The organism is Rhizobium sp. Leaf262, from assembly GCF_001422245.1.
Classification (GTDB): domain Bacteria; phylum Pseudomonadota; class Alphaproteobacteria; order Rhizobiales; family Rhizobiaceae; genus Agrobacterium.
Genome location: NZ_LMMM01000005.1, coordinates 77618 through 98977, shown reverse-complemented (window position 1 = coordinate 98977; position 21360 = coordinate 77618). Strand labels below are relative to the sequence as shown.

At 58.1% G+C, this 21360-nt stretch carries 19 protein-coding genes and 1 other RNA gene; 9 read left to right on the top strand and 11 right to left on the bottom strand.

Annotated elements, in window-relative coordinates; all coding sequences use genetic code 11:
* The first annotated feature begins 58 nt into the window (after nt 1-58).
* The gene (locus tag ASF29_RS07585) at nt 59-3754 is read left to right on the top strand and encodes an AsmA family protein (protein ID WP_062450048.1); all 3696 of its coding nucleotides are present in this window, start codon (nt 59-61) and stop codon (nt 3752-3754) included.
* A gap of 131 nt (nt 3755-3885) precedes the next feature.
* Here ASF29_RS07585 and ASF29_RS07580 read toward each other — a convergent pair whose 3' ends face one another.
* The 8 genes from ASF29_RS07580 to ASF29_RS07545 form a co-directional block, all read right to left on the bottom strand.
* A complete protein-coding gene (locus ASF29_RS07580; protein ID WP_062450046.1) occupies nt 3886-4620 on the bottom strand; it encodes a dienelactone hydrolase family protein in 735 nt (244 codons plus the stop codon).
* Between the two features lie 7 nt (nt 4621-4627).
* Nucleotides 4628-4849, bottom strand: coding sequence for a ribbon-helix-helix domain-containing protein (locus ASF29_RS07575; protein ID WP_062450161.1), 222 nt, complete (start codon nt 4847-4849; stop codon nt 4628-4630).
* Nucleotides 4850-5039: 190 nt separating this feature from the next.
* Nucleotides 5040-6590, bottom strand: coding sequence for a Do family serine endopeptidase (locus tag ASF29_RS07570; RefSeq protein WP_062450045.1), 1551 nt, complete (start codon nt 6588-6590; stop codon nt 5040-5042).
* Nucleotides 6591-6847: 257 nt separating this feature from the next.
* On the bottom strand, nt 6848-7777 hold the full coding sequence (locus tag ASF29_RS07565) for a protease modulator HflC (RefSeq protein WP_062450043.1): 930 nt from the start codon (nt 7775-7777) through the stop codon (nt 6848-6850).
* A gap of 1 nt (nt 7778) precedes the next feature.
* Nucleotides 7779-8930 (bottom strand): FtsH protease activity modulator HflK, encoded by a 1152-nt coding sequence (gene hflK / locus ASF29_RS07560; protein ID WP_062450041.1) that lies wholly within the window; start codon nt 8928-8930, stop codon nt 7779-7781.
* Between the two features lie 149 nt (nt 8931-9079).
* Nucleotides 9080-9604, bottom strand: a complete 525-nt coding sequence (locus ASF29_RS07555; protein ID WP_062450040.1) for a dihydrofolate reductase — start codon at nt 9602-9604, stop codon at nt 9080-9082.
* Nucleotides 9601-10395 carry a thymidylate synthase gene (locus tag ASF29_RS07550; RefSeq protein WP_062450039.1) on the bottom strand — a complete coding sequence of 265 codons (795 nt, stop codon included), beginning with the start codon at nt 10393-10395 and terminating at the stop codon, nt 9601-9603. Before ASF29_RS07550 ends, ASF29_RS07555 begins: the two co-directional genes overlap by 4 nt.
* A gap of 86 nt (nt 10396-10481) precedes the next feature.
* A complete protein-coding gene (locus ASF29_RS07545; RefSeq protein WP_062450038.1) occupies nt 10482-10790 on the bottom strand; it encodes a DUF2853 family protein in 309 nt (102 codons plus the stop codon).
* Between the two features lie 116 nt (nt 10791-10906).
* On the opposite strand from ASF29_RS07545, the gene ssrA reads away from it, so the two are divergent.
* From ssrA to ASF29_RS07510, 7 genes are all read left to right on the top strand, one after another.
* Nucleotides 10907-11279: a transfer-messenger RNA gene (gene ssrA, locus ASF29_RS07540) on the top strand.
* A 128-nt stretch (nt 11280-11407) separates the two neighbouring features.
* Complete coding sequence (locus ASF29_RS07535; protein WP_062450037.1) at nt 11408-11917, top strand: SspB family protein; 510 nt, start codon at nt 11408-11410, stop codon at nt 11915-11917.
* A 27-nt stretch (nt 11918-11944) separates the two neighbouring features.
* The gene (locus ASF29_RS07530) at nt 11945-12139 is read left to right on the top strand and encodes a DUF4169 family protein (RefSeq protein WP_156462568.1); all 195 of its coding nucleotides are present in this window, start codon (nt 11945-11947) and stop codon (nt 12137-12139) included.
* 413 nt (nt 12140-12552) lie between these two features.
* Nucleotides 12553-13905 (top strand): LLM class flavin-dependent oxidoreductase, encoded by a 1353-nt coding sequence (locus ASF29_RS07525; protein WP_062450035.1) that lies wholly within the window; start codon nt 12553-12555, stop codon nt 13903-13905.
* A 12-nt stretch (nt 13906-13917) separates the two neighbouring features.
* A complete protein-coding gene (locus ASF29_RS07520; RefSeq protein ID WP_062450034.1) occupies nt 13918-14769 on the top strand; it encodes an ABC transporter permease in 852 nt (283 codons plus the stop codon).
* A gap of 44 nt (nt 14770-14813) precedes the next feature.
* The gene (locus ASF29_RS07515) at nt 14814-15791 is read left to right on the top strand and encodes an ABC transporter substrate-binding protein (protein WP_062450033.1); all 978 of its coding nucleotides are present in this window, start codon (nt 14814-14816) and stop codon (nt 15789-15791) included.
* Between the two features lie 9 nt (nt 15792-15800).
* Entirely contained in the window at nt 15801-16568 is a 768-nt protein-coding gene (locus ASF29_RS07510; protein WP_062450032.1) for an ABC transporter ATP-binding protein, read from the top strand.
* A 51-nt stretch (nt 16569-16619) separates the two neighbouring features.
* Here ASF29_RS07510 and ASF29_RS07505 read toward each other — a convergent pair whose 3' ends face one another.
* Both ASF29_RS07505 and serB read right to left on the bottom strand, forming a co-directional pair.
* Nucleotides 16620-17177 carry a GNAT family N-acetyltransferase gene (locus ASF29_RS07505; protein ID WP_062450031.1) on the bottom strand — a complete coding sequence of 186 codons (558 nt, stop codon included), beginning with the start codon at nt 17175-17177 and terminating at the stop codon, nt 16620-16622.
* On the bottom strand, nt 17174-18064 hold the full coding sequence (gene serB / locus ASF29_RS07500) for a phosphoserine phosphatase SerB (RefSeq protein WP_062450030.1): 891 nt from the start codon (nt 18062-18064) through the stop codon (nt 17174-17176). The genes ASF29_RS07505 and serB overlap by 4 nt, the downstream gene beginning before the upstream one ends.
* On the opposite strand from serB, the gene miaA reads away from it, so the two are divergent.
* On the top strand, nt 18063-18962 hold the full coding sequence (miaA, locus tag ASF29_RS07495) for a tRNA (adenosine(37)-N6)-dimethylallyltransferase MiaA (RefSeq protein ID WP_062450029.1): 900 nt from the start codon (nt 18063-18065) through the stop codon (nt 18960-18962). The genes serB and miaA overlap by 2 nt on opposite strands.
* 138 nt (nt 18963-19100) lie before the next feature.
* Here the strand turns inward: miaA and ASF29_RS07490 are convergent, their stop codons facing one another.
* Nucleotides 19101-21071, bottom strand: a complete 1971-nt coding sequence (locus ASF29_RS07490; protein ID WP_062450028.1) for an ATP-binding protein — start codon at nt 21069-21071, stop codon at nt 19101-19103.
* Nucleotides 21072-21360 lie beyond the last annotated feature (289 nt).

Genomic DNA, 21360 nt, shown 5'->3' with positions numbered 1-21360 from the left:
CTTGCTCTGGCAGCAAAAAAAGTTAACTTTCATCGTCAGTTAAGGGAGACGTCGGGTCGTGCTCGGACGCATATTGGTTTTTCTGGGCGGACTGGTCGTCGTGGCGCTGTTTGCGGCGCTCTTCATCCCCTATTTCATCGATTGGACCGACTTCCGTCGCGATTTCGAGGATCAGGCAAGCCGTATTCTCGGCAAGAAGGTCGTCGTACATGGTCGCGTCGAGGCGCGTCTGCTGCCGTTTCCGTCGGTCACGCTTCATGATGTCCGCGCTGGCATGGATGCCGATGGATCGCCTCAGATCCAGGTCGCACGCTTCTCCATGGATGCCGAGCTAGCGCCCTTTCTCTCTGGAGAGGCACGCATCTTCGATATGCGGATCGAGGAGCCGAAGGCCCGAATCCGCCTGCTGAAAGACGGGACGCTGGACTGGACACGCGGAAGCCGCGCCGTCATTCCCGCGAAAACCGTCGTGCTGGAAAATGTCTCCATAGAAGGTGGGCAGATCGAGTTCATCGACGAGCAGTCCGGGCGAAACCGGACTGTGACCGGCCTGAGCGCCGATATGTCGGCAAAGTCACTTGCGGGTCCATGGCGCGCGGATGGACGGGCGGCAGTGGACGGTCATGCGGGCTCGTTCTCCTTGTCGAGCAGCGAACCGGATGCGAATGGGGGGCGGATGGGTCTGCGCCTGCGGATGCTGCCTGACGAGCATCCCGTTGAAATCGATCTGGATGGCGCGATTGCCGCAACCGGCGGCAGGCCTATCTATAGCGGCTCCTTTACCTTCAATTTCCGTCAGGACGACAAGCAAAAGCAGCAGAATGCACAGGCCGTGTTTTCTGCGCCGCGCACCCGTGGCAGCTTCGAGCTGACCAATGGGCGTGTGAGGGTGCCAAGCTATCGCATGGAGCTGGGTGGCACCGAAAATCCCTACGTCATCACCGGGGAAGCGACGCTCGACACCGGTACAGCACCGGAGTTTCTGTTGACGGCCGATGGCCAGCAGATCGACTTCAACCGCTTTGCGCCCGCGCCGGTGCAGACAGGCAAGACATCGCGCACGCCCACTGTGCCCGTGCGCCAGCGCATCGAATCCTTTGCCAGCTTGATCGCTCGCATACCCGTGCCACAGGTGCCCGGCAAGGCGAGTATCCGGCTTCCGGCGTTGGTTTCCGATGACACGACGATCCGCGACATCAGGCTGGATGTGCGCCCCAACGGCGCTGGCTGGCAGGTGGAAAATGCCGTGGCCGTGTTGCCGGGGCGCACCCAGCTGGAGGCCAAGGGCTCTCTCACTTTGACCGGCGGGCCTGCCTTCAACGGCGATCTGCTGGTAGCCTCCAACCAGCCTTCGGGTCTGGCCAACTGGCTTTCCGGTAGCGTCGATCCGGCCATTCGTCAGTTGAATGCGGCCGGTTTTTCCTCGACGGTGTCGCTTACCACGCAGTCCCAGCGTTTCGAGAACCTTGAACTGGCCATCGGGCAGGCGTCGCTGAAGGGACGGATCGAACGGCAGGCGGAAGACAAAACCGCCAGTATCGATATCGACCTCGCTGGCGATGAGATCGACCTCGATGCGTTGAGGGCGCTCGGCGGTCTCGTTCTTGGAGATCAGGTTGGAAGCTCCGTTCTGGATCACCGTATCAACGCCAAGTTCAAGGCAGACCGCATCAACATGGCAGGCGTCACCGCTAATCGCGTGGAAACCGCCTTTACCACCGCCGGTGGGGTGCTGTCCCTCGACATGATGAATGCGGGCGACATAGCCGGAGCCGAAGTTCGGGCCAAAGGTCAGTTGAAGGGTTCCTCGACGGATTTTGCGGGCAAGGGCACGGTCAACCTTCATGCGGCGGACATGCAGCCGCTACTGGATCTTTTACGCCAGAAGCTGCCACATCATCCTCTGGTCGACAGGCTGGTGAAGAGCGCGCCTTGGTATGCCAATTCCGATATCGCAGTCGATCTGTCGGTGGACAAGAACAATGGCGGGGCCAATGCTGCCGTTTCAGGCACCATCAACGGCAGCCGCGTTTCTGCGGTGGCCAAGTTGCCTGACGTCTTGTCGGACGGCGACGATACGGCGTTGACACTAGAAGCCGTACTCAAGAACCAGTCAACGGCGATCCTCTTCGGTCAGGCTGGCCTTGACCCGCTGCCGTTCGACGCTGATGGCGAAGGACTGCTGTCGGTCAAATTGAATGGATCGCTCGGCTCGCCGGTGCAGACCGATTTCCGTTTCTCCACGGAGCGCACTCATTTTTCGGCCAATGGCAGCTTCTCGCTGAAGCCGGACAGTTTTGCAGAAGGCACCGCCGATATTTCGCTGGAGAGTGCGGATATCGAGCCCTATCTGATCATGAACGCCGTGGGTCTACCGCAGCTGGGTGGCGGCATGTCCACAAAGGCGACAGCAAAGCTGGCGTCCGACAAGGACAAGGCGACGCTATCAAACCTATCCGGGCAGGCAGGCGGTAACGGTTTCTCCGGCACTTTGTCGGTCATGAAGGCCACTCCCTACAAGGTAACCGGCGATCTCGCTGTCAATAATGTCGACCTGACGTGGCTGGGCGACACCATGTACGGCCCGGTCATCGATCCTGAGACCGGCGCGTTGAGCGCAAAGCCTGTCTCTCTTCCGGCCTTTCCGAAGCTTGAAGCGTCCGTTGCCGTGAAGGCGGCCAATTTTGACACGGGCGCCTTCGGCACCGTCACGGGGCTTTCTTTTGCGCTCAACCACGCCAATGGCACGATGTCGCTGGACGACATGACCGGTGACTGGATGGGTGGGAAGGTTTCTGGACGACTGGCCTTGGCAACGGGCGATGGCGCTGGAATTTTCCGGACGAAAATCGCGGTGTCGGGCGCAAATCCGGACTCGGTGATGTGGAAGAGTGCAGGCAAGCCAGTCGCGGCTGGCCGTTTCGCTCTGGACTTCACCGCAGAATCCACCGGCAAGAGCGTGGCCGAGCTTCTGTCTTCAGCAGGTGGTTCCGGGGAAATCCGGACCGGCGGTCTCGTGCTGCGTGGTTTGAACCAGGCCGCTTTCCAGCCGTGGCTGAATGCTGCCAACGATCTTCAGGGCACTATCGACGCTGCAAAGGTGCGCCCGCTCGTGGATGCGCATCTCTGGCAGGGCGAAATTCCGCTTGGTGAAGTGGCCATGCCGTTCACGCTCAGCGACGGTACTCTTTCGATGAAGAACATTGCTGCGTCCACGCCGCAACTGTCCTTTGGCGGCGATCTATCACTCGACCTTGCAAATATGACGATGACGGGTGGTATCGACCTGCTGTTCGATGCCGGGATGGAGGAGATGGCGGGTGCCGAGCCATCTATCCGCCTGAATTACACGGGACCTCTGGCACAGCCTGCCTTGACCACTGACGTCTCCGGGCTGACGGGTTACCTCTCTCTTCGTGCATTCGAACGTGAGCGGCGGCGTGTCGAAGCGTTGCAGGCTAGCGTGATGGAGAAGCAGCGCCTGCGTCGCGAAATCGCGCTTTATCGTTTTCAGGCCACGGAGCGACAAGCCGCAATGGAGCGCGCCAAGGAAGCGGAAGAGACGCGCAAGAAGGAGGAAGAGCGTCTTCGGGCCATAGCCCAGGAACGGCTGGAGGCGGAAAAAGCTGCGCAGGAACGATTGCAGCGCCAACAGGATACAGCGCCCAAGCCCCAGTCGGGGTCTGTTCTCACCGTGCCGCCGACAGAAGAGGTGATCCGTCAGTTTTCACCCGGCAGTACTGCCACGCCGTGACCGAGCGTGGCATCGTCAACGCCTGATGTCTCTTGATGTATTCTCAAATGTGGGCTGGTCAGGACGTCGGGATCGCCGGATTTTCAAGTGGATTTGGCGCCTTCACACGACGCAAAGCGTTGGACACGAGATCACCGCTTTTTGAGGCGCTCGCCGAAAAATCCGATTGCCGTCTTGTAGGATTCGCTCGCCTGCTTGGTGTCTGGCTTCAGAAAGAAGTCGTGGGGACCGGAAAAGATGGAGAGCGATGCCTCACCCCCGGCGCTTTTGACCGCCCGCACGAAGTGCTGTGCGGAATCGATTGAGTAGACGACATCGTCGCTGCCCCAGATGAGTTGGAACGGTGGGGATTTAGAGGACAATGAACGTGGTGGTAGGGAACTCAGTCCATCCACAAGTATGACCGCGTCCACCGAAGATCCCGCTGCCACAGCCAAGGCGGCGTTCTCTGCGCCAAGAGACACGCCGAGCAGGCCGATCTGCCCATGATAGACCTCGCGCCTGTTCAGCTCGACCAAAAGCCAATTGAGACCATCAAGCCAGTTCTGACGGCGCTGCTTGTAGTAGTTGATGCGTTGTGCTGCGGTCTTCATCTCAGCGATACGACGCAAATCCTGCGCAGTCAGGAGATGAGCAAGATAGATATCCATTCCCGCACCACGAAACCAGTTCGCAATCGCGTCGTAGGACGTTGATCCGAACCCCTTGCTGCCGCTCAAGACGACGATGGCGGGGCGGGGGCCCTGATTTGTACTGGCGATGATGTCCACGTCGACATCGGCGATGACGGCCCTGTCTCGCGCGCAGGCAACGTCCGCCATCAGAAGGGGAAACGTCAGAAAAACGGCTGCAATAAGCAAGCGCATGGGCAAATCATTTGTGATGTTGGTCGCTCTTGAGCCAGTTCAGCACATAGACACGAAGGGAGGACGACAGATTGCTGCCTTCGGGTCGGTTGTCGTCTATTTCGGCCAGAAGAGCTGCAAAGCTCATTTTGCGTTTTTCCGCGATAGTCCGCAATTCGTCCCAGAAGGCATCCTCGAGCGAGATGCTGGTGCGATGACCGTGGAGGGTAGTGGAATGCTTGCGGATCAAAATATCTAGCTTTCCAAACTGATTCAAGACGTTGCCAGCCGGATTGATGTTTCTCAAATAAGCTTCTGATTTTGAATCTGTTTCAATGCCGGCATTCGATAACGCCACTGATCGCGCGGAGGTTCCAGCGCAAGCGCGCATGGTTGTCGGGTGAGGCTCGCAGAAGATCGAGCCGCACCCATGACGGCAGCTATTCCAGAGGCACTGCAACGAAACGCAGATTGCCCTGCGCATCCGCCACCATCATGTGAGCATTCTTGCGACCGGCGGATTTCAGCCCGTTGACGCGAACCATCACATCTCCAGGGACTTCCATGAAATCCTGACCGACCTCCACAATGACGTCGCCCGGCTTCACTCCCTTCTGCTCCGCCACCGAGCCCGCTTCGACGCTGGCAACGAGGACGCCTTCAACACTCTCCGCAATACTCTTTTCCGCGCGCAGTTCGTCGGTCAGCGTGACGAGATTCATACCGAGAACGGTTTGTGGTGCTTCACGCTGATCAGGTGCTTGCTGTTCGGTCTGGTCGCTATCATTGTTCTTCGGATCAGCCATCTCGCCGCCTTCACCGTCTTCCGGCATGGCGTCGTCGCTGCCGGCACCGGGCTGCTGCTCATCGGCGCTATCCTGCAATTGGCCGAGCTTGACCTTGACCGTCTGTTCTTTGCCGTCGCGCAGGATGACGACATCGACTTCCTTGCCTACGGCGCTTTCGGCAACGACGCGAGGCAGATCACGCATTTCGTGAATGTCCTTGCCGTCGAAGGTCAGAACGACATCGCCCGGCTGGATCGGACCGTTTTCGACCGGTCCGCCTTTGACGACACCGGAAATCAGCGCGCCACGAGCTGCGTCCATCCCAAGGCTGCTGGCGATATCATCCGTCACCGGTTGCACACGCACGCCGAGCCATCCGCGACGGGTCTCCCCGAACTCGATCAACTGCTGCACGATATTCTGCGCAAGCTCTGTCGGCACGGAAAAACCGATGCCGATCGAGCCCCCGCTAGGCGAGATGATGGCGGTGTTGATGCCGATGACCTCACCCTTCATGTTGAAGAGGGGACCACCGGAATTGCCCTTGTTGATGGCCGCGTCGGTCTGGATGAAATTGTCGTAGGGTCCGGCATTGATGTTTCGGCCGCGTGCCGAGACGACGCCCACGCTGAGCGACCCGCCAAGACCGAAGGGATTGCCGACGGCCATGACCCAGTCACCGATACGCATGGCGCGGGAATCGCCAAACTTCACGGCTTTCAGTGGTGCCTTCGGCTCCACCTTCAGCACCGAAAGATCTGTCTTGGTATCGGTGCCGACCAGCTTCGCTTTCAGCTTGGTGCCGTTGGGGAAAATCACCTCGATGTCGTCAGCGCCCTCGATGACGTGGTTGTTGGTGACGACATAACCGGCCGGGTCGATGACGAAGCCGGAGCCCAGTGAACTGACCTTGCCACCGCTATCCGGTTTCTGGTTGTCGAAGTAATCCTTGAAGAATTCCTGGAATGGAGATCCATCGGGAATTTTCGGTGGGGTAGGACCTTTGCCCTCGGCCTTCACGCTCTGCGATGTCGAGATGTTGACGACGGCATCCAACAGGGGTGCGGCCAGATCGGCCACGGATGCGGGGCCGTTGCTCTGCGCCTTTGCACTGACGGGCAGCGACAGTCCGCCCGCAAGAACGGCGAACCCCGCGACCGCCGCGATGCTGCTGCGGAAAGGCGAAAGAGTGGTAACGGGCATACAGCGTCCTCGCATCTAGCAAACCGGGTCTCAACCTTAATAGCCAAGCATAAGGCGGAATGATGAAGTGTATAAATACCTTTTCGTGAAGAGGGCGCAAATCTCTTGCTCATCCACGACTATTCAAAACACACGACGCGGTCGCTGCTGCACAAGCGTCGCAAATCGCAATTCCTGATCAAACTGCGGATGTTGCCTGAAGGCGAAAAGCAAAAGGCCGATGTTTCCACCGGCCTTTGTTTGTCATGTCATTCAGCTCAATTGGCGGGAGCGGCAGGCGGGGTCGCCTGCGGCGCAGCCAAGGGAGGCGTGCCCTGAATGTTGTTGAAATAACGGAAGAAGGTCGAGTCCGGGGACAGAACCAGAGTCGTGCCGTTACCGTTCAGAGCCGAAGCATAAGCGCCCATCGAGCGATAGAACTCGAAGAAGCTCGGGTCGCGCTGGAATGCGTCGCCGAAGATACGGTTACGCTCGGCGTCGCCCTGACCACGCAGAACTTCTGACTGGCGTTGCGCGTCGGATTCAAGCTCGACGACCTGACGGTCGGCGATAGCCCGGCGGCGCTGTGCCTCTTCATTACCACGTGCACGGATCAACTCGGCTTCCGCCAGACGCTCGGACCGCATGCGCTTGAAGGTGTCGATGGACACGTCCTGGCTGAGGTCGGTCCGACGGATGCGAACATCGACGATGCTCAGGCCGAGCGCCTCCGCGTCTGGACGCAGATCGTCGCGCACTTCCTGCATCATCGATGCACGTGCATCAGACAGGGCGGCTTCAAATCCACGCAGACCATAGACCCGGCGCAGCGACGAGTTGAAGCGCGTGCGGAGCTGATCTTCGGCTAGATCTTGATCACCACTGGCTGCCGCAAGGAAGCGGCGGGCGTCGGTGATGCGATAGACGAGAAACGCGTCGACTTCGTAGAACTTACCACCCGACACCTGTGCGCGGATGTTTTCGTAATCAAGGCGACGAGCGCGGTTTTCGACATATTGCACGCGGTCAAGCTGCATGAACGGGAACGGCATCTTGAAGTAGATACCTGGCTCGCTCTTGACGTCGTGAATCTGGTTGAACCGCAAGACGACGGCCTGCTGGCGCGGCGTCACGATGTACATCGAAGAGTACACGAAGAAGAGTAAGACTGCGAAGCCGACCAGAATGGCGATGAGACGATTGTTCATATCAATTGCCTCCCCGTGGTGCCGCATTCGGATTGTTACGCATGATCTCGTTCAAGGGCAGATAAGGCATCACACCTTGCTTTTCGTCGATAATGATCTTGTTCGATCCTTTCAGAACCTGCTCCATGGTTTCGATGAACATGCGCTGGCGCGTGACATCCGGGGCGCTTCTGTACTGGTCGTAGATGGAGATGAAGCGCTGGGCTTCACCCTGTGCCTCGTTGACGACACGGCTCTTGTAACCGTTGGCTTCTTCAACGATCTGCGCTGCCTGACCACGAGCCGCACCCAGTTTCTGGTTGGCATACTGGTTTGCTTCAGAAACGAAACGATCTTCGTCCTGTTCGGCACGCTGAACTTCGTCGAACGCATCGGCCACTTCACGTGGTGGAGCGGCGTCCTCGATGGAGACGGCGTTGATTGCCATGCCCGCGCCATAGCCATCCATCGTGCTCTGGATGATCGTCTGGACCTCGGTTGCGATTTGCTGGCGATTGTCGCGGAAAATATCCTGGGCCGGACGACGACCGACGATTTCGCGCATGGCGCTTTCGGCAACCTGCTGAAGTGTCTCGACAGGCGACTCGACGTTGAACAGGAAGGATTTCGGATCGGTGATCGTGTAGAGAACGGAGAACTGAACATTCACGATGTTCTGGTCGCCGGTCAGCATGACGCCCGTTGCAGCAGAACTCGTCGTGCTGGTGTTGGAACGTGCACCGATGTTCAACTGCTGCTGTCTGATCTTTACGATCTCGACCGATTCGACCGGCCATAGCAGAATATGAAGGCCTTCGGTTGCGACCGTGTCCTTCGGCTTTCCGAAGCGGGTTTCCACGCCGAGTTCATCCGGTCGTACGGTATAGACGGACTGAATGCCGATGAATGCCAGAACGACCAGTGCCAGAACGGCAACGACGCCGCCATTGAAGCCGCCTGGAAAGATGTTCTTGAAGCGATCCTGACTGCGACGGATGATTTCCTCGATGTCTGGTGGGCCGCCATTGCCGCCGCCGCCACCGCCGCCGCGTGGACGATTGGGTCCCTGACCCCAGGGGCCACCCTGGTTGTTTCCACCACCGCCGCCGCTGCCGCCGTTACCGCCGCCACCCCACGGGCCGCCGCCGCCGCCATTTTGATTGCTCCAGGGCATCCATACCTCTTATGCTAAAAAACTCTCCCGCTCCCTCTCGAACATGCTTGCACATGTCAGGCGGGACTGTGACCTCAGTTATAAGTAGGAGAGCGGTGCGTTTCAACGCAGAGGCGGTAACTTAATACCCAATCACGGTAAATAGTTCACTAGGCGGCAACATGCCGTCGATAGGTTGTAAATCTGACCGGGTAATTGTCCTTTTCCCCTGATGGGACTGGGGTTTCGTCGATTTTCTCGAAAACGGCGAGATCGATCGGCGGGAAAAAAGTATCGCCATCCAGCGTCACGTCCACATGGGTGACGGAAAGTTGATCGGCGAAGGGCATGGCCTGACGGTAGATTTCACCGCCGCCAGCCACGAAAATCTCATCGACGCCAAGTGCTTGCGCCTTTTCTTTGGCAAGCGACAAGGCTGCTTCCAGTGACGAGACGACGTCTACGCCCTCGGGCCTGTAGTCGGAGTTCCGGCTGACGATGATGTGCGGCCGACCGGGCAGGGGGCGTTCCCCCACCGACAGGAACGTCTTGCGACCCATGATCATAGGCTTGCCCATCGTTAAAGCCTTGAAGCGCTTCAGGTCCGTGGAGAGTTTCCATGGCATGTCGAGATCGCGACCGATGACGCCGTTTTCAGCCACAGCGGCGATGAGTGTGATGCGCGGCTGCGTCATACGGCGATCGGCGCCTTGATGGACGCGTCGGCCTCGTAATTCTGCAGTGTGAAGTCCTCGAACGTGAAATCGAAGAGGCTTTTGACATCCGGATTGAGGTGCATGGTCGGCAGCGCCTTCGGCGTGCGCTTCATCTGCAGCTGTGCCTGCTCGAAGTGGTTGGCGTAGATATGGGCGTCGCCCAGTGTATGAACGAAATCGCCGGGCTTCAGGCCAGTGACCTGCGCCACCATCAGTGTCAGCAGCGCGTAGGACGCGATGTTGAAGGGAACACCCAGGAAAATATCTGCCGAGCGTTGGTAAAGCTGGCAGGATAGCTTGCCATCCGCGACATAAAACTGGAACAGGCAGTGGCAGGGCGGCAGCGCCATATCGTCCACCAGCGCCGGGTTCCAGGCCGATACGATGTGGCGACGGGAATTCGGGTTGGTCTTGAGGCCTTCGATCAGCAATGCGATCTGGTCGATGCTGCGGCCATCCGGTGCGGGCCATGAACGCCACTGAGCGCCGTAGACAGGGCCGAGATCGCCATTCTCATCCGCCCACTCGTCCCAGATGGAGACGCCATTGTCCTTGAGATAGGCGATATTGGTATCACCCTTCAGGAACCACAGCAGTTCGTGGATTATGGACCGCAGATGCAGCTTCTTGGTGGTAAGAACCGGGAAGCCTTCCGACAGATCGAAACGCATCTGATATCCGAAAACGGACCGCGTGCCGGTTCCTGTCCGGTCGCCGCGATCGCTTCCCTTTTCCATCACATGCGCAAGAAGGTCGAGATATTGCTTCATATCAGTCCGCCGCCGATTCCATTAAGACGCACATTATATGCTTTTGCGGCGGCGGAGCCAGTGATCTGTCGGTCGACTCACAGAAATCAGAGTGTTTCAAGTTTGCCGAGGTGTTTTGCGACGAGGTAATAAAAGGTCACACGGGATTTGGTGCGGTCCGCCTTCATGGCCGTCACGGTCTCTTCCACAGCCTTGTCGGCTTCCGGGCCGGTGACACCGAGCTTCTTGCCGATCCAGTTGGTTTTCACCCGCGCCATCTCTTCGGGATCGGAGGTGGAGACGAGAGACGAGTCCCGGTTGCGCAAGGCTATGCCAAGGTGCTTGACGATTTTATTGACCGCTGCCTCATCGGCTCCGGCGTCATAAAGTTTCACATCTGCAAGATAGTCCGTCATGTCCTCTCCTCCATGTGTTGCACGGCGCGATTTAGATGTCGCTTATCAAGCAGAATGTGTCAACTTCCCTGCGCGGTCAAGAATTGCACGCAATGCTTCATCGAAATGTCATGCAGCCTCTTTTCTCATCGCCAAGAAGCGCCTATATGACCCTTGCCGGATGCAAATCCGGCTATGGCGATAAACGGTCGATGGAATAAACCTATTGGACCCGGGGGCGGTACCCGGCGCCTCCACCAAAAACCGGCGGCTTCTTTGGAAAGGGCCAGCTTTTGATGGGGGCGAAATAGGATCGACAAGGGTGTAAAGATCGAACTTTTGCTCGGCATGATACCGCCGTTATCGGGTCACAAGTGTAGTTGCAAATGACAACAACGCTAAGGAATACGCTCTCGCTGCCTAATGGCGGTGTGGGAATTCCGACTTAAGTCCTTACGGTTAGCCCCGTAAGGCGGGGTTCGGAGGTACCTGGCAACAGAAACCTCCACCTTCTCCCCTTCAAGGAAATTCGCTATAAGGTGAAATGACTCGGTCGCGGCAGGGCTTTTCCGTTGCTGCGATGTAAGACATTGCGTATACTTAGGTAAAAGACGTTCGAATAAGGAAAGACAGACCGCATGGGGCAGGATCATATCCGTTACGACATTCTCGCACAGGATGCCCTTCGCGGCGTTATTCGCAAAGTATTGAGCGAAGTCGCAGCCACGACAAGGCTGCCCGGCGACCATCATTTCTTCATCACCTTTCTGACTGGCGCGCCGGGTGTGCGTATTTCGCAGCATCTGAAGGCGAAGTATGCCGAGCAGATGACGATCGTCATCCAGCACCAGTTCTGGGATATGAAGGTCACCGAAACGCAGTTCGAGATCGGCCTGTCCTTCTCGGATACGCCTGAAAAGCTCGTCGTCCCATTCAATGCGATCAGAGGCTTCTACGATCCATCCGTGAATTTCGAACTGGAGTTCGACGTTCCCCTGGCCGAAGAAGAAGAGGCCGTGGAAGCAGAGATCACTGCTTACCCGGTTCCAGCCGAGGGTAAACCTGCGGCGGCCGAGGACAAGAAAAGCGACGAGGAAAAGAAGGCCGGCTCGGTCGTTTCACTGGACGCTTTCCGCAAGAACAAGTGATGTCGTGGCGCAGATGAGGAGATGGTCGTGACGGGCGATGTCGTAAATCTGCGCCAGTTTCGCAAGCAGAAGGTCCGGTCTGAAAAAGAAAAACAGGCCGAACAGAACCGCCTGACCTTCGGGCGCACCAAGGCGGAAAAGAACCTGACATCTGCCTTGAATGAAAAAGCCAGTCGCGCTCTGGATCAAGGCAAGCTGGATAAGGGCGACGACGAGGTCTAGAGTTGGCCGAGCGTGCCAGTCCTAGTGGTTCGCTTTCTGGAGGCGTTTCGTCGGCCGAAGCGTTCTCGTGACATTTCATTAGTCTTTATTGTCGCGGCACGCAGCGTATTTGCTGATCGCGTTTAGCCACCGTGACGCGTCACTCACATAAAAAACGGCGAGCCTGCTCGCATTCGCATTCCTTTTCTACTGTGACAGCAATTTCATTGCCGTACTGAAAATATGTTGCGGGTATCTCGAAACAAGCAAATATTATTTCGGCGCGCACGCAATTACGCAATCCATTTTCTATATTAAAATAATAGACAATATAGGCTTCTCTCACTCTACGGCATTCGTTCCGCGGACATCCGGCCATCACCTCAGAAATCTGTCGTGATTTTCGAGGCGGTCCGGGAGACAGGGGAGAAGACATGGCACGCAAGATCAGGCTTGGGGCGTTTCTGCCCGGTGGTGGGCAACACATCGCTGCTTGGCGGCACCCGGATCAACCATCAGATGGTGCGCTGAATTTCGAGTTTCACAAGCAATTGGCGCAGACCGCCGAGCGCGGCTTGTTCGATGCTTATTTTCTGGCCGACAATCTGGCCATCGGCTTCGGTGGGGCGCGGGAGGGCGGCAATGCGAGGGTCGCCGGTTTCGAGCCGACTACATTGTTCTCCGCGTTGGCGCCTTTCACCAAAAATCTCGGCTTTATCGCGACATCGTCGACGACCTATGAAGAGCCCTACACCACGGCCCGCAAGTTCGCCTCGCTGGACCTTATTTCAGGCGGGCGGGCAGGATGGAACGTGGTGACGACCACGGGCGATCCGACAGCGCAGAATTTCAACCGCCAGACCCAATTGCCGCACGCGGATCGATATCGCCGCGCTGCCGAGCATGTGGAGGTGGTCAAGGCGCTCTGGGACAGTTTCGAAGACGACGCCTTCGTTCGCGATGTCGAGAAGGGTATCTTTTACGACGCCTCCAAGCTGCATGAAGCCAATCATCGCGGAGAGCACTTTCAGGTTCGTGGACCGCTCAATGTTTCGCGATCGGCGCAGGGACATCCGGTTATCGTGCAGGCCGGGCAATCGGATGATGGGCGAGGCCTTGCGGCTGCGACAGCGGAGGTCATCTTTACCGCGCATCAGCATCTCGATACCGCTCAGGAATTCTACCGTGACATCAAGGCGCGGGCCCGGGGATTTGGCCGTGATCCGAACCACATTCTCGTCATGCCGGGCGTTTCGCCTTTCGTTGGACGGACGCAGGCCGAGGCGCAGGAAAAATACGAAAGGCTGACCTCGCTCATTCTGGAAGAGGATGGCGTCGGCCTTCTCAACGGCCTGACGGGCGGAACGCTGGATCTCACTGGCCATGACCTTGACGGACCGCTGCCGGTTGCGCCGCCGACCGAGGGTATGAAGAGCCGTCAGGCGTTGATCCGCAAGATCGCCGACGAGAACAACTTCACCATTCGCCAGCTTTACCAGTGGGTGGCATCCGCGCGAGGGCATTACACCATCGTCGGTACGCCGGAGACGATCGTCGACACGCTTCAGGAATGGTTTGAAAACGAAGCCGCCGATGGCTTCAATATTCTGCCGCCGTGGCTTCCAACGGCACTCGATGATTTCGTCGATCTCGTGATTCCCGAATTGCAGCGCCGTGGCCTGTTCAGAACGGCATATGAGGGCAGCACGCTGCGTGAAAATCTTGGCCTGCCATTTCCCGTCAACCGCTGGACTGCCGCCCGTTCGGTCGTTCAGGCCGCCGAGTGAGGTACAGAGATCATGTCGTTTGAAGATGCAAAAGCCTTTCCGCCGCGCTCGCTTGATTATCATGGCTCACATAAAGCGCCGCCTGCCATATGGCCTGTGATGCGCGGGCTCGCGGGACCTTTTCTAGCCCGATATGGCCTCGTCTTGACGTTTCTGGCAGCATGGCAGATATCCAGCGTGTTCGGCTGGATCAACCCTGCCGTCTTTCCGCCACTGGACAGCATTGTCGCTGCGCTGTGGAACGGCATAGCCAGCGGTGCGCTGGTGGACGATATCGGCATCAGCCTGCAGCGCTCGGGTATCGCATTTGCCGCAGCCGTTGTAATCGGCATTCCGCTTGGCCTGTTCATGGGGCAGGTCGCGGCAGTGGAACGGGCACTCGATCCGCTTCTCCAATTCTTTCGCCAGACATCGGCACTTGCCCTGTACCCGGTCTTCATCCTGCTTTTGGGGCTGGGTGAAGCATCGAAGGTGTTCGTGATATTCTGGGCAACGTTGTTTCCCATTCTTCTTTCCACCATTGGAGGTGTGAAAGAGGTGGATGGCAAGCTCATCGAAATGGCCAGAACCTATGGTGCCGGTCCGCTCGTCATTTTCCGCCGTGTCGTTTTGCCTGCGTCCGTTCCGGCCATTTTCGTCGGCCTGCGTCTGTCTGCCACGACAGCGCTGCTTTTGTTGATCGCGGCAGAGATGATCGGGGCCAACAAGGGCATCGGTTTCCAGGTTATGAATGCGCAATATAACTTCCAGATACCGCTGATGTTTGCCGCCATTCTTCTGCTCGCGCTCCTCGGTCTCGCTGCCAACGCGGTGCTCGTTCTGCTGCAACGCAAGCTTTGTCGCTGGTCGCAGCCTTCGCAATAACGCCCATTCGCTAAAACCCATTCTTTCTTTCAAAGGAAAAACACATGAGCTTTCATTCTCGTAAGCTGCTGCTTTCGGCTGCCCTGATGGTCGGTTTCGCAAGCGCCGCGTCCGCCGCCGAAGAGGTCAAGTTTCGCTACCTCGCGAGCCAGGGCGGCCTTGCTGCCCAGGAACTGGCGCAGGAACTCGGCTATTTCAAAGGCACCGGCGTTACCATTGAAAACGTAGGCTATGCCACGGGCGGCCCGGCCTCCCTGTTTGCACTGGCATCCGGTGACGTTGAGATTGGCAGCGCCGCAACCGCTGCGGTGCTGAACTCCATCATCGGCGGCAATGATTTCGTGGCCGCTTTTCCGTCCAACGGCATCAACAATGAGGTTCAGTCGGTCTTCTACGTTCTTGATGACAGCCCGATCAAGGGTATCAAGGACATCGCCGGCAAGACGATTGCGGTGAATACGCTCGGCGCGCATCTGGACTACACCGTTCGCGAAGCTCTGCACTCGGTAGACCTGCCGACGGATGCGGCAAAGCCCGTTGTCGTGCCGGGGCCGCAGCTGGAGCAGGTGTTGCGCTCCAAACAGGTAGACATTGCTGCTTTCGGTTACTGGCAGACGACATTCGAAGGGAAAGCCAAGGTCGCTGGCGGTATTCGTCCTATCTTTGATGACACCGATGTGCTGGGTGACATCGCTGGTGGCTTCATTGTTTTGCGGCGCGATTTTATCAAGAAGCATCCTGACGCCTCGAAAATCTTCGTTGAGCAGTCGCAGCGCGCTCTCGATTATGCGCGCGAGCATCCGGAAGAAACAAAGAAGATTTTCGCCAAGGCGCTCGCTGAGCGCGGTGAAAATCCAGAGATAGCGCAATACTTTCTTGGTTACGGCGTTCGTCCCGGCGGCAAGGCTGTCGATCGTGACTTGCAGTTCTGGATCGATATCCTGACACGCGAAGGCAAGGTCAAGGAAGGTCAGGTCACCGCCAAGGACATTCTCTATTCGCCCGAAACAGCCAGCAACTGAGGACGCGCCATGAGCACTGCCCACGCCCTTCGCGGAGAGGTGGCGATCCGCCATCTCTCCAAGTCCTACCATCTCAACGGCAAGCCGTTCCAGGTTTTGAAAGACATCAATCTCAAAATCGTTCCCGGCGAGAGCCTTGCCATTGTTGGAGCGAGCGGGTCCGGCAAGACCACGCTTCTGCGGGTTTTGGCGGGGCTGGAGCAGGCGGATTCAGGCGACGTGCTGATTGATGGCAATGCCATCAACGGGGTCGGCTCGGAACGGGCGGTCATCTTTCAGGAGCCCCGGCTTCTGCCATGGCTGACTGTCATCGAAAACGTTGCCTTCGGACTGGAGACGCAGGGTGTGGCGCGCGATGAGGCCGGGCAAAGGGCGCAACGCTATATTGATCTGGTCGGATTGCAGGAGTTTGAAAGCGCCTATCCGCGCCAGCTGTCTGGCGGCATGGCACAGAGAGTGGGCATTGCGCGGGCACTTGCCGTTCAGCCGGAAATCCTGTTGCTGGATGAGCCGCTCGGCGCGCTGGATGCTATGACGAAGATCAGCATGCAGCAGGAACTGGCGCGTATCTGGCGTGAGGAGGACGTGACGACGGTGCTTGTCACGCATGATCTGGAGGAGGCGATTTACCTCGCCGACCGCATCCTGATCCTCCCACGCGAAAAGGGCGCCCAGCCGCGGATCATCGATATCGATCTACCGCGTCCCCGGGACCGGACCTCTGCGGCATTCGTGCGTCAGCGCGAGGAGTTGCTGGATGTCTTCGGCCTGCATTGAGGCGGCTGGATTGCTTCCGGTGATCGTTACGGCGGCGCACGGGATCGTTGCTCACTTCCCCAGCCATCTCTCCAATGTCAGTGCGTAGGTGACGTGGGGTTGGAGATGAGGATGCGTATCCGGCACACGGGGATGGATGAAATCACGGGAAGGATCGCGGATGAGGCCGATGCGTTTCATCGCCGCAATGGAACGCTGGTTGTCGTGAACCGCAAAGGAAACGATCTCCGGCATCTTCTTGTCATCGAATGCCATCGCCAGCAGTGACTTGCCGGCCTCGGTAATATAGCCATGACCCCAGAACCGGGTGGCCAGACGCCAGCCGATTTCCATGGTACCATGTGGAAAGATTCCATACAGATTGGCAGGCGCTATCCCGCAAAAGCCGATAGCTTCACCGGTCGCTCGCAGTTCTACGGCATAAAAACCATAGCCCGTGGCATGGATCATCTCGTTCACCCGCGTCATGGCTAGATCGGATTCGTCGTGGCTGCGGCTGACGGGAAAGAACTCCATCACCTTCGGGTCGGCGTTGATCTCGCGAAAAAGATCGCGATCTCTCTCTTTCCAATCCCGCAGGATCAGCCTTGGTGTTCCACGTATAATCATGGGGTAACGAAGTCGGACTTTCTGTAGCCCTGAAGATAAAGCAGGGCGGTCAGGTCGCCGTGGTCGATGCGAATCTGCGCTTCGGCGGCAACGGCGGGTTTGGCGTGAAGTGCAACGCCGGAACCGGCCAGATGCAACATGCCCAGATCATTCGCACCATCGCCCACGGCAATGGCATCGTCCGGCGATATGCCAAGCTTCGCGGCAATGTCGTTCAGCGCGTCGACTTTGGCCTGCTTGCCGAGAATGGGTTCAGCCACCGTGCCATCCAGGACGCCGTCTTTCTCGCCCAAAATGTTGGCCCGGTTTTCATCAAAGCCCAAAGTTTGAGCTATGCGGCTGGTGAACACGGTAAAGCCGCCCGAAACCAGAGCCGTGTAGTGGCCCTTGGCCTTCATGGTCGCAGTCAGTTCCAGGCCGCCGGGGGTGAGGGTGATGCGTTTTTCGATGACGTCATCAACGACCGAAATCGGCAAGCCCTTGAGCAATGCCACACGTTCGCGAAGGGCAGGCTCGAAGGCGATTTCGCCGTTCATGGCCCGGGCGGTGATGACCGACACCTTATCTTTCAGCCCGACTTCCGCTGCCAGCTCATCGATGCATTCCTGGCCGATCATGGTCGAATCCATATCGGCGATCAGGATTTTCTTGCGGCGATTATCCTGTTCCTGAATGGCGATATCGATGGGAAGGTCAAGAATTGCCTGTCGCAACACAGTCTGTGCAGATGCCGCATCCGCGCCGTCTCGCAGCACGAGATCGCATGCTATTCCATCTGCCAGCCAGTAGAGCCCGGACGCATCGAGCGCTTTTGCTGCACTTTCGGCAAGCGCGGTCGTAATAACAGGATTTGACGGATTGGCGATAAGCGTGGCAACGAGAGCCATGATGAAAAACCTTGCTGACGACTTCAATGCGACCCTGATAACCGGACCGACGGCTAGCGGCAAGTCCGCGCTTGCGCTTCGTCTGGCGCGCGAGACGAATGGCGTCGTCATCAATGCCGATAGCATGCAGGTCTATGACACGTTGCAGGTGCTGACCGCGCGTCCTTCTGAAGACGACATGGAAGGCGTGCCGCACTACCTTTACGGCCATGTTCGCGCATCCGGGCTTTATTCAACGGGTGAATGGCTGCGCGACATCACGGCGCTTCTCGAGACGCTGCGCCTCGAGGAGCGCTACCCTGTTGTCGTCGGCGGCACGGGGCTCTATTTCAAGGCGCTCACGGGCGGCCTGTCTGATATGCCGACCATCCCCATGGATATACGAGAACGGTACCGCATGCGGCTGCTTGAAGATGGTCCGGCGGGGCTTTACGCCGAATTATCGACAGGCGACCCGCAAACGGCGGCGAGCCTCAGCGCAAGTGACGGGCAACGCATCGTGCGGGCGCTTGAAGTTCTTGAGGCGACCGGACAATCCATTCGCGCGTTTCAGGGCGCCAACGGTCCCGTTATCATTGATCCGGCCCGCGCGAGAAAATTCGTTGTGCTGCCGGAGCGACCAGTGCTGCATGACCGCATCAACCGTCGTTTTGCGGGCATGATGCAAAGCGGAGCGGTGCAGGAAGTGGAAGCGCTGCTGGCGCTGGATATCCCGCCGGATGCGACAGTGATGAAGGCCATCGGCGTTTCGCAGATTGCCGAAATGCTGGCGGGGCGTACGAGCGAGGCCGAGGTCATCGAAAGGGCTGCGGCGGCGACACGGCAATATGCCAAGCGGCAGATGACATGGTTTCGTAACCAGATGGGAGAGGATTGGGAGCGGGTGGTGCCTTCTTAAACACTCCTTTCGTCATACCGGCCTTGAGCCGGTATCCAGCAGCACCGCGTCTGCGGTGCTTAAGAGTCTTTTGCGATCAAAGACTCGATCGCACTGAATCCCGCATCAAGTGCGGGATGACGAAGTAGGACGCCCCTCTCAATCCTTCCGGTACAAACTTCCCAACGGCTTCTTCAGTAAACTTTCCCTCAGAGAAGACCTCGGTTCCTCGCCAACAAACGACCGCGACGAAACATCTTCCCGCAGCACTGGCGGCGTGCCGGTCGAAACATCAGGCATTTGCGCCCTGGCAGCGAAGACCGAGCTACGCGGCAGCATTTCCGGGCGATAAGGCTCGTTGCCGCTGGACGTCTCGTTGAATTCGCGTTTCCAGTTTTCGAGTTCCTCTTCGTCCGCATCCTGCGCAATCTTGGCTTCGTAGCTCTGGCGGAAGCCGGAAATATCGGGGCCGGTTACGGCGCGCATGCGCTTGACGATGGAGCGCAGATCAACGGTATCCGGCGTGTCTTCAGCAATCGCGTGAGTGACACCGTTTGCCTTGGGCAGGATGTGCGTCGCGACGCGGTTGAATTTGATGCGCATCGGAACGCTGATGGCCTCACCGAAGGCGATGGCTTCGCCATTGCCGATGGAGGACAGGAAACTGGTGGTGGAGACCGACGAGTTCGGAATGGCCGAGCGGATGATTTCCTGATCGTTTTCGTTGGAAAGCCGCATGGCGAAGACGGTGGAACATTGCGAGAGGATCGTCTGATCCAGTTCTCCCGGACGCTGGGTGATGATGCCGAGCGAGACGCCGTATTTACGGCCTTCCTTGGCGATGCGGGCAATGGCCTGACGCGTCGGAAAAAAGCCGAGCGCGGGATCGGCGGGGACGTAGCGGTGGGCTTCTTCGCAGACAACCAGCGTGTGGATCGCGCCCCGGCTCCAGAGTGCCAGTTCGAAGGCCATTCGGCAAAGCACCGACGCCACCGAATTTACCACTTCGGACGGAATGCCCGCCAGCTGGAACACGGAAATCGGCTTGCCCTCTCCCGGTACGCGGAAAATATGCGCCACGGTCTCGATGATCGTATCGCTGATGGTGCTGTTGGAGAACATGAAGTGGTAACGCGGATCGTTGATCGCGGCCATGATGCGAATTTTGAGGTTGCGCAGTGCCGGCTTTTCGTCACGTCCCTCCAGCCGCCCGATGCGCTCATCGATCAGCGCCAGCAGATCGGCAATGCGGTAAGGCACCGGCGTATCCGCTGTCAGCGAGGATTTTTCCGAGGCGCGGCGCATGACAGTGTTTTCAGAGCCGCGAAAGGCGCGCTTTGCCTCCGGTATCAGGTCGCGCAGGACATCCAGTTCTTCAGCAACGGCCTTTCGTCCGCGATACAGGACCTCTGTGAACTCTTCCAGCTTCATCAGCCAGAAGGGCAGGTCGAGCGTATCGGTATCGATGACCACCGATGTCATCGGGAAGGCGGCGGCATATTCATTGTGCGGATCGAGGATCAGCACCCGCAGCTTCGGGTCCTTCTGGATTGCCTTGTTGAGGAGCAGCGAAACGGCGGTGGACTTGCCGACACCGGTCGACCCCAGCACGGCGAAGTGCTTCGACAGCATCTGCGGAATGCTGATCGTTGCATCGATACTGTCGTCCTGCGTCAATCTACCGACGACGCATGCGCCGTCTCCCAGCGTCTCATAGATGCGCATCAGGTCGCTGGAGCGTATGCGGTGGGCGACTGCGCCGAGAAAAGGGTAGCGGGAAATGCCCGTCGAAAACCGCTCGAAACCATCCGGCGAAGGGCGGATTTCACCCAGAAGCTCGACCTCGATCAGCAGCGTGTTGCTGCGACTGGCAAACCACTCGGCCTGATCGGTCTTCATCGCATAGGTGAGGGCGACGACGCGGCTTTCGCCGAGGTCGATGGAAATCAGGCGTCCGACGGACCACAGTTCGGCGAGATCGGTCCTGCCTGGCTCAGTCGAGGCGGAAATCGTTGCGCGGGAGCCTGTGCAGGAAATGACGTGACCCAGATGCCGGTTACCCGCCGTGGAATCGTCCCGACGGTCATGCTCGCCCGCTTTTGCCGATTTGCGAAGGTCGTCGTTAAACACGTCTCGCCCCTGTCATAGGTCCTGTCGGTCTTTTTCATGCCGCCGTTCACGGGTTGGTCCCGTTCGTTGCCGACAGCCTATAAGATTGCCTTTAACAACTGGTGTAGGTGATGCGCATCTTTGTTTCTTCAAATGGCTTGGTCTCGCAATAAATGGAAACGAACGCCGATTTTTTCCGCAAGATGCGTTGACGCAGATTGGATTTATGTCTAACACTCCGACCCATGAAAAATCTTAACGTACTTATCGTGGTGGGACGGCGCATGGGCAGGATGGTGTAACCATCCGG

What these genes read in the sequence shown, in the direction of transcription:
- ASF29_RS07535 (WP_062450037.1), top strand. Translation starts at nt 11,408, where the DNA reads ATGGGGCAGGATCATATCCGTTACGACATTCTCGCACAGGATGCCCTT.
- ASF29_RS07570 (WP_062450045.1), bottom strand. Translation starts at nt 6,590, where the DNA reads ATGCCCGTTACCACTCTTTCGCCTTTCCGCAGCAGCATCGCGGCGGTC.
- ASF29_RS07515 (WP_062450033.1), top strand. Translation starts at nt 14,814, where the DNA reads ATGAGCTTTCATTCTCGTAAGCTGCTGCTTTCGGCTGCCCTGATGGTC.
- miaA (WP_062450029.1), top strand. Translation starts at nt 18,063, where the DNA reads ATGATGAAAAACCTTGCTGACGACTTCAATGCGACCCTGATAACCGGA.
- ASF29_RS07520 (WP_062450034.1), top strand. Translation starts at nt 13,918, where the DNA reads ATGTCGTTTGAAGATGCAAAAGCCTTTCCGCCGCGCTCGCTTGATTAT.
- ASF29_RS07525 (WP_062450035.1), top strand. Translation starts at nt 12,553, where the DNA reads ATGGCACGCAAGATCAGGCTTGGGGCGTTTCTGCCCGGTGGTGGGCAA.
- ASF29_RS07545 (WP_062450038.1), bottom strand. Translation starts at nt 10,790, where the DNA reads ATGACGGACTATCTTGCAGATGTGAAACTTTATGACGCCGGAGCCGAT.
- hflK (WP_062450041.1), bottom strand. Translation starts at nt 8,930, where the DNA reads ATGCCCTGGAGCAATCAAAATGGCGGCGGCGGCGGCCCGTGGGGTGGC.
- serB (WP_062450030.1), bottom strand. Translation starts at nt 18,064, where the DNA reads ATGGCTCTCGTTGCCACGCTTATCGCCAATCCGTCAAATCCTGTTATT.
- ASF29_RS07565 (WP_062450043.1), bottom strand. Translation starts at nt 7,777, where the DNA reads ATGAACAATCGTCTCATCGCCATTCTGGTCGGCTTCGCAGTCTTACTC.
- ASF29_RS07510 (WP_062450032.1), top strand. Translation starts at nt 15,801, where the DNA reads ATGAGCACTGCCCACGCCCTTCGCGGAGAGGTGGCGATCCGCCATCTC.
- ASF29_RS07505 (WP_062450031.1), bottom strand. Translation starts at nt 17,177, where the DNA reads ATGATTATACGTGGAACACCAAGGCTGATCCTGCGGGATTGGAAAGAG.
- ASF29_RS07555 (WP_062450040.1), bottom strand. Translation starts at nt 9,604, where the DNA reads ATGACGCAGCCGCGCATCACACTCATCGCCGCTGTGGCTGAAAACGGC.
- ASF29_RS07580 (WP_062450046.1), bottom strand. Translation starts at nt 4,620, where the DNA reads ATGCGCTTGCTTATTGCAGCCGTTTTTCTGACGTTTCCCCTTCTGATG.
- ASF29_RS07550 (WP_062450039.1), bottom strand. Translation starts at nt 10,395, where the DNA reads ATGAAGCAATATCTCGACCTTCTTGCGCATGTGATGGAAAAGGGAAGC.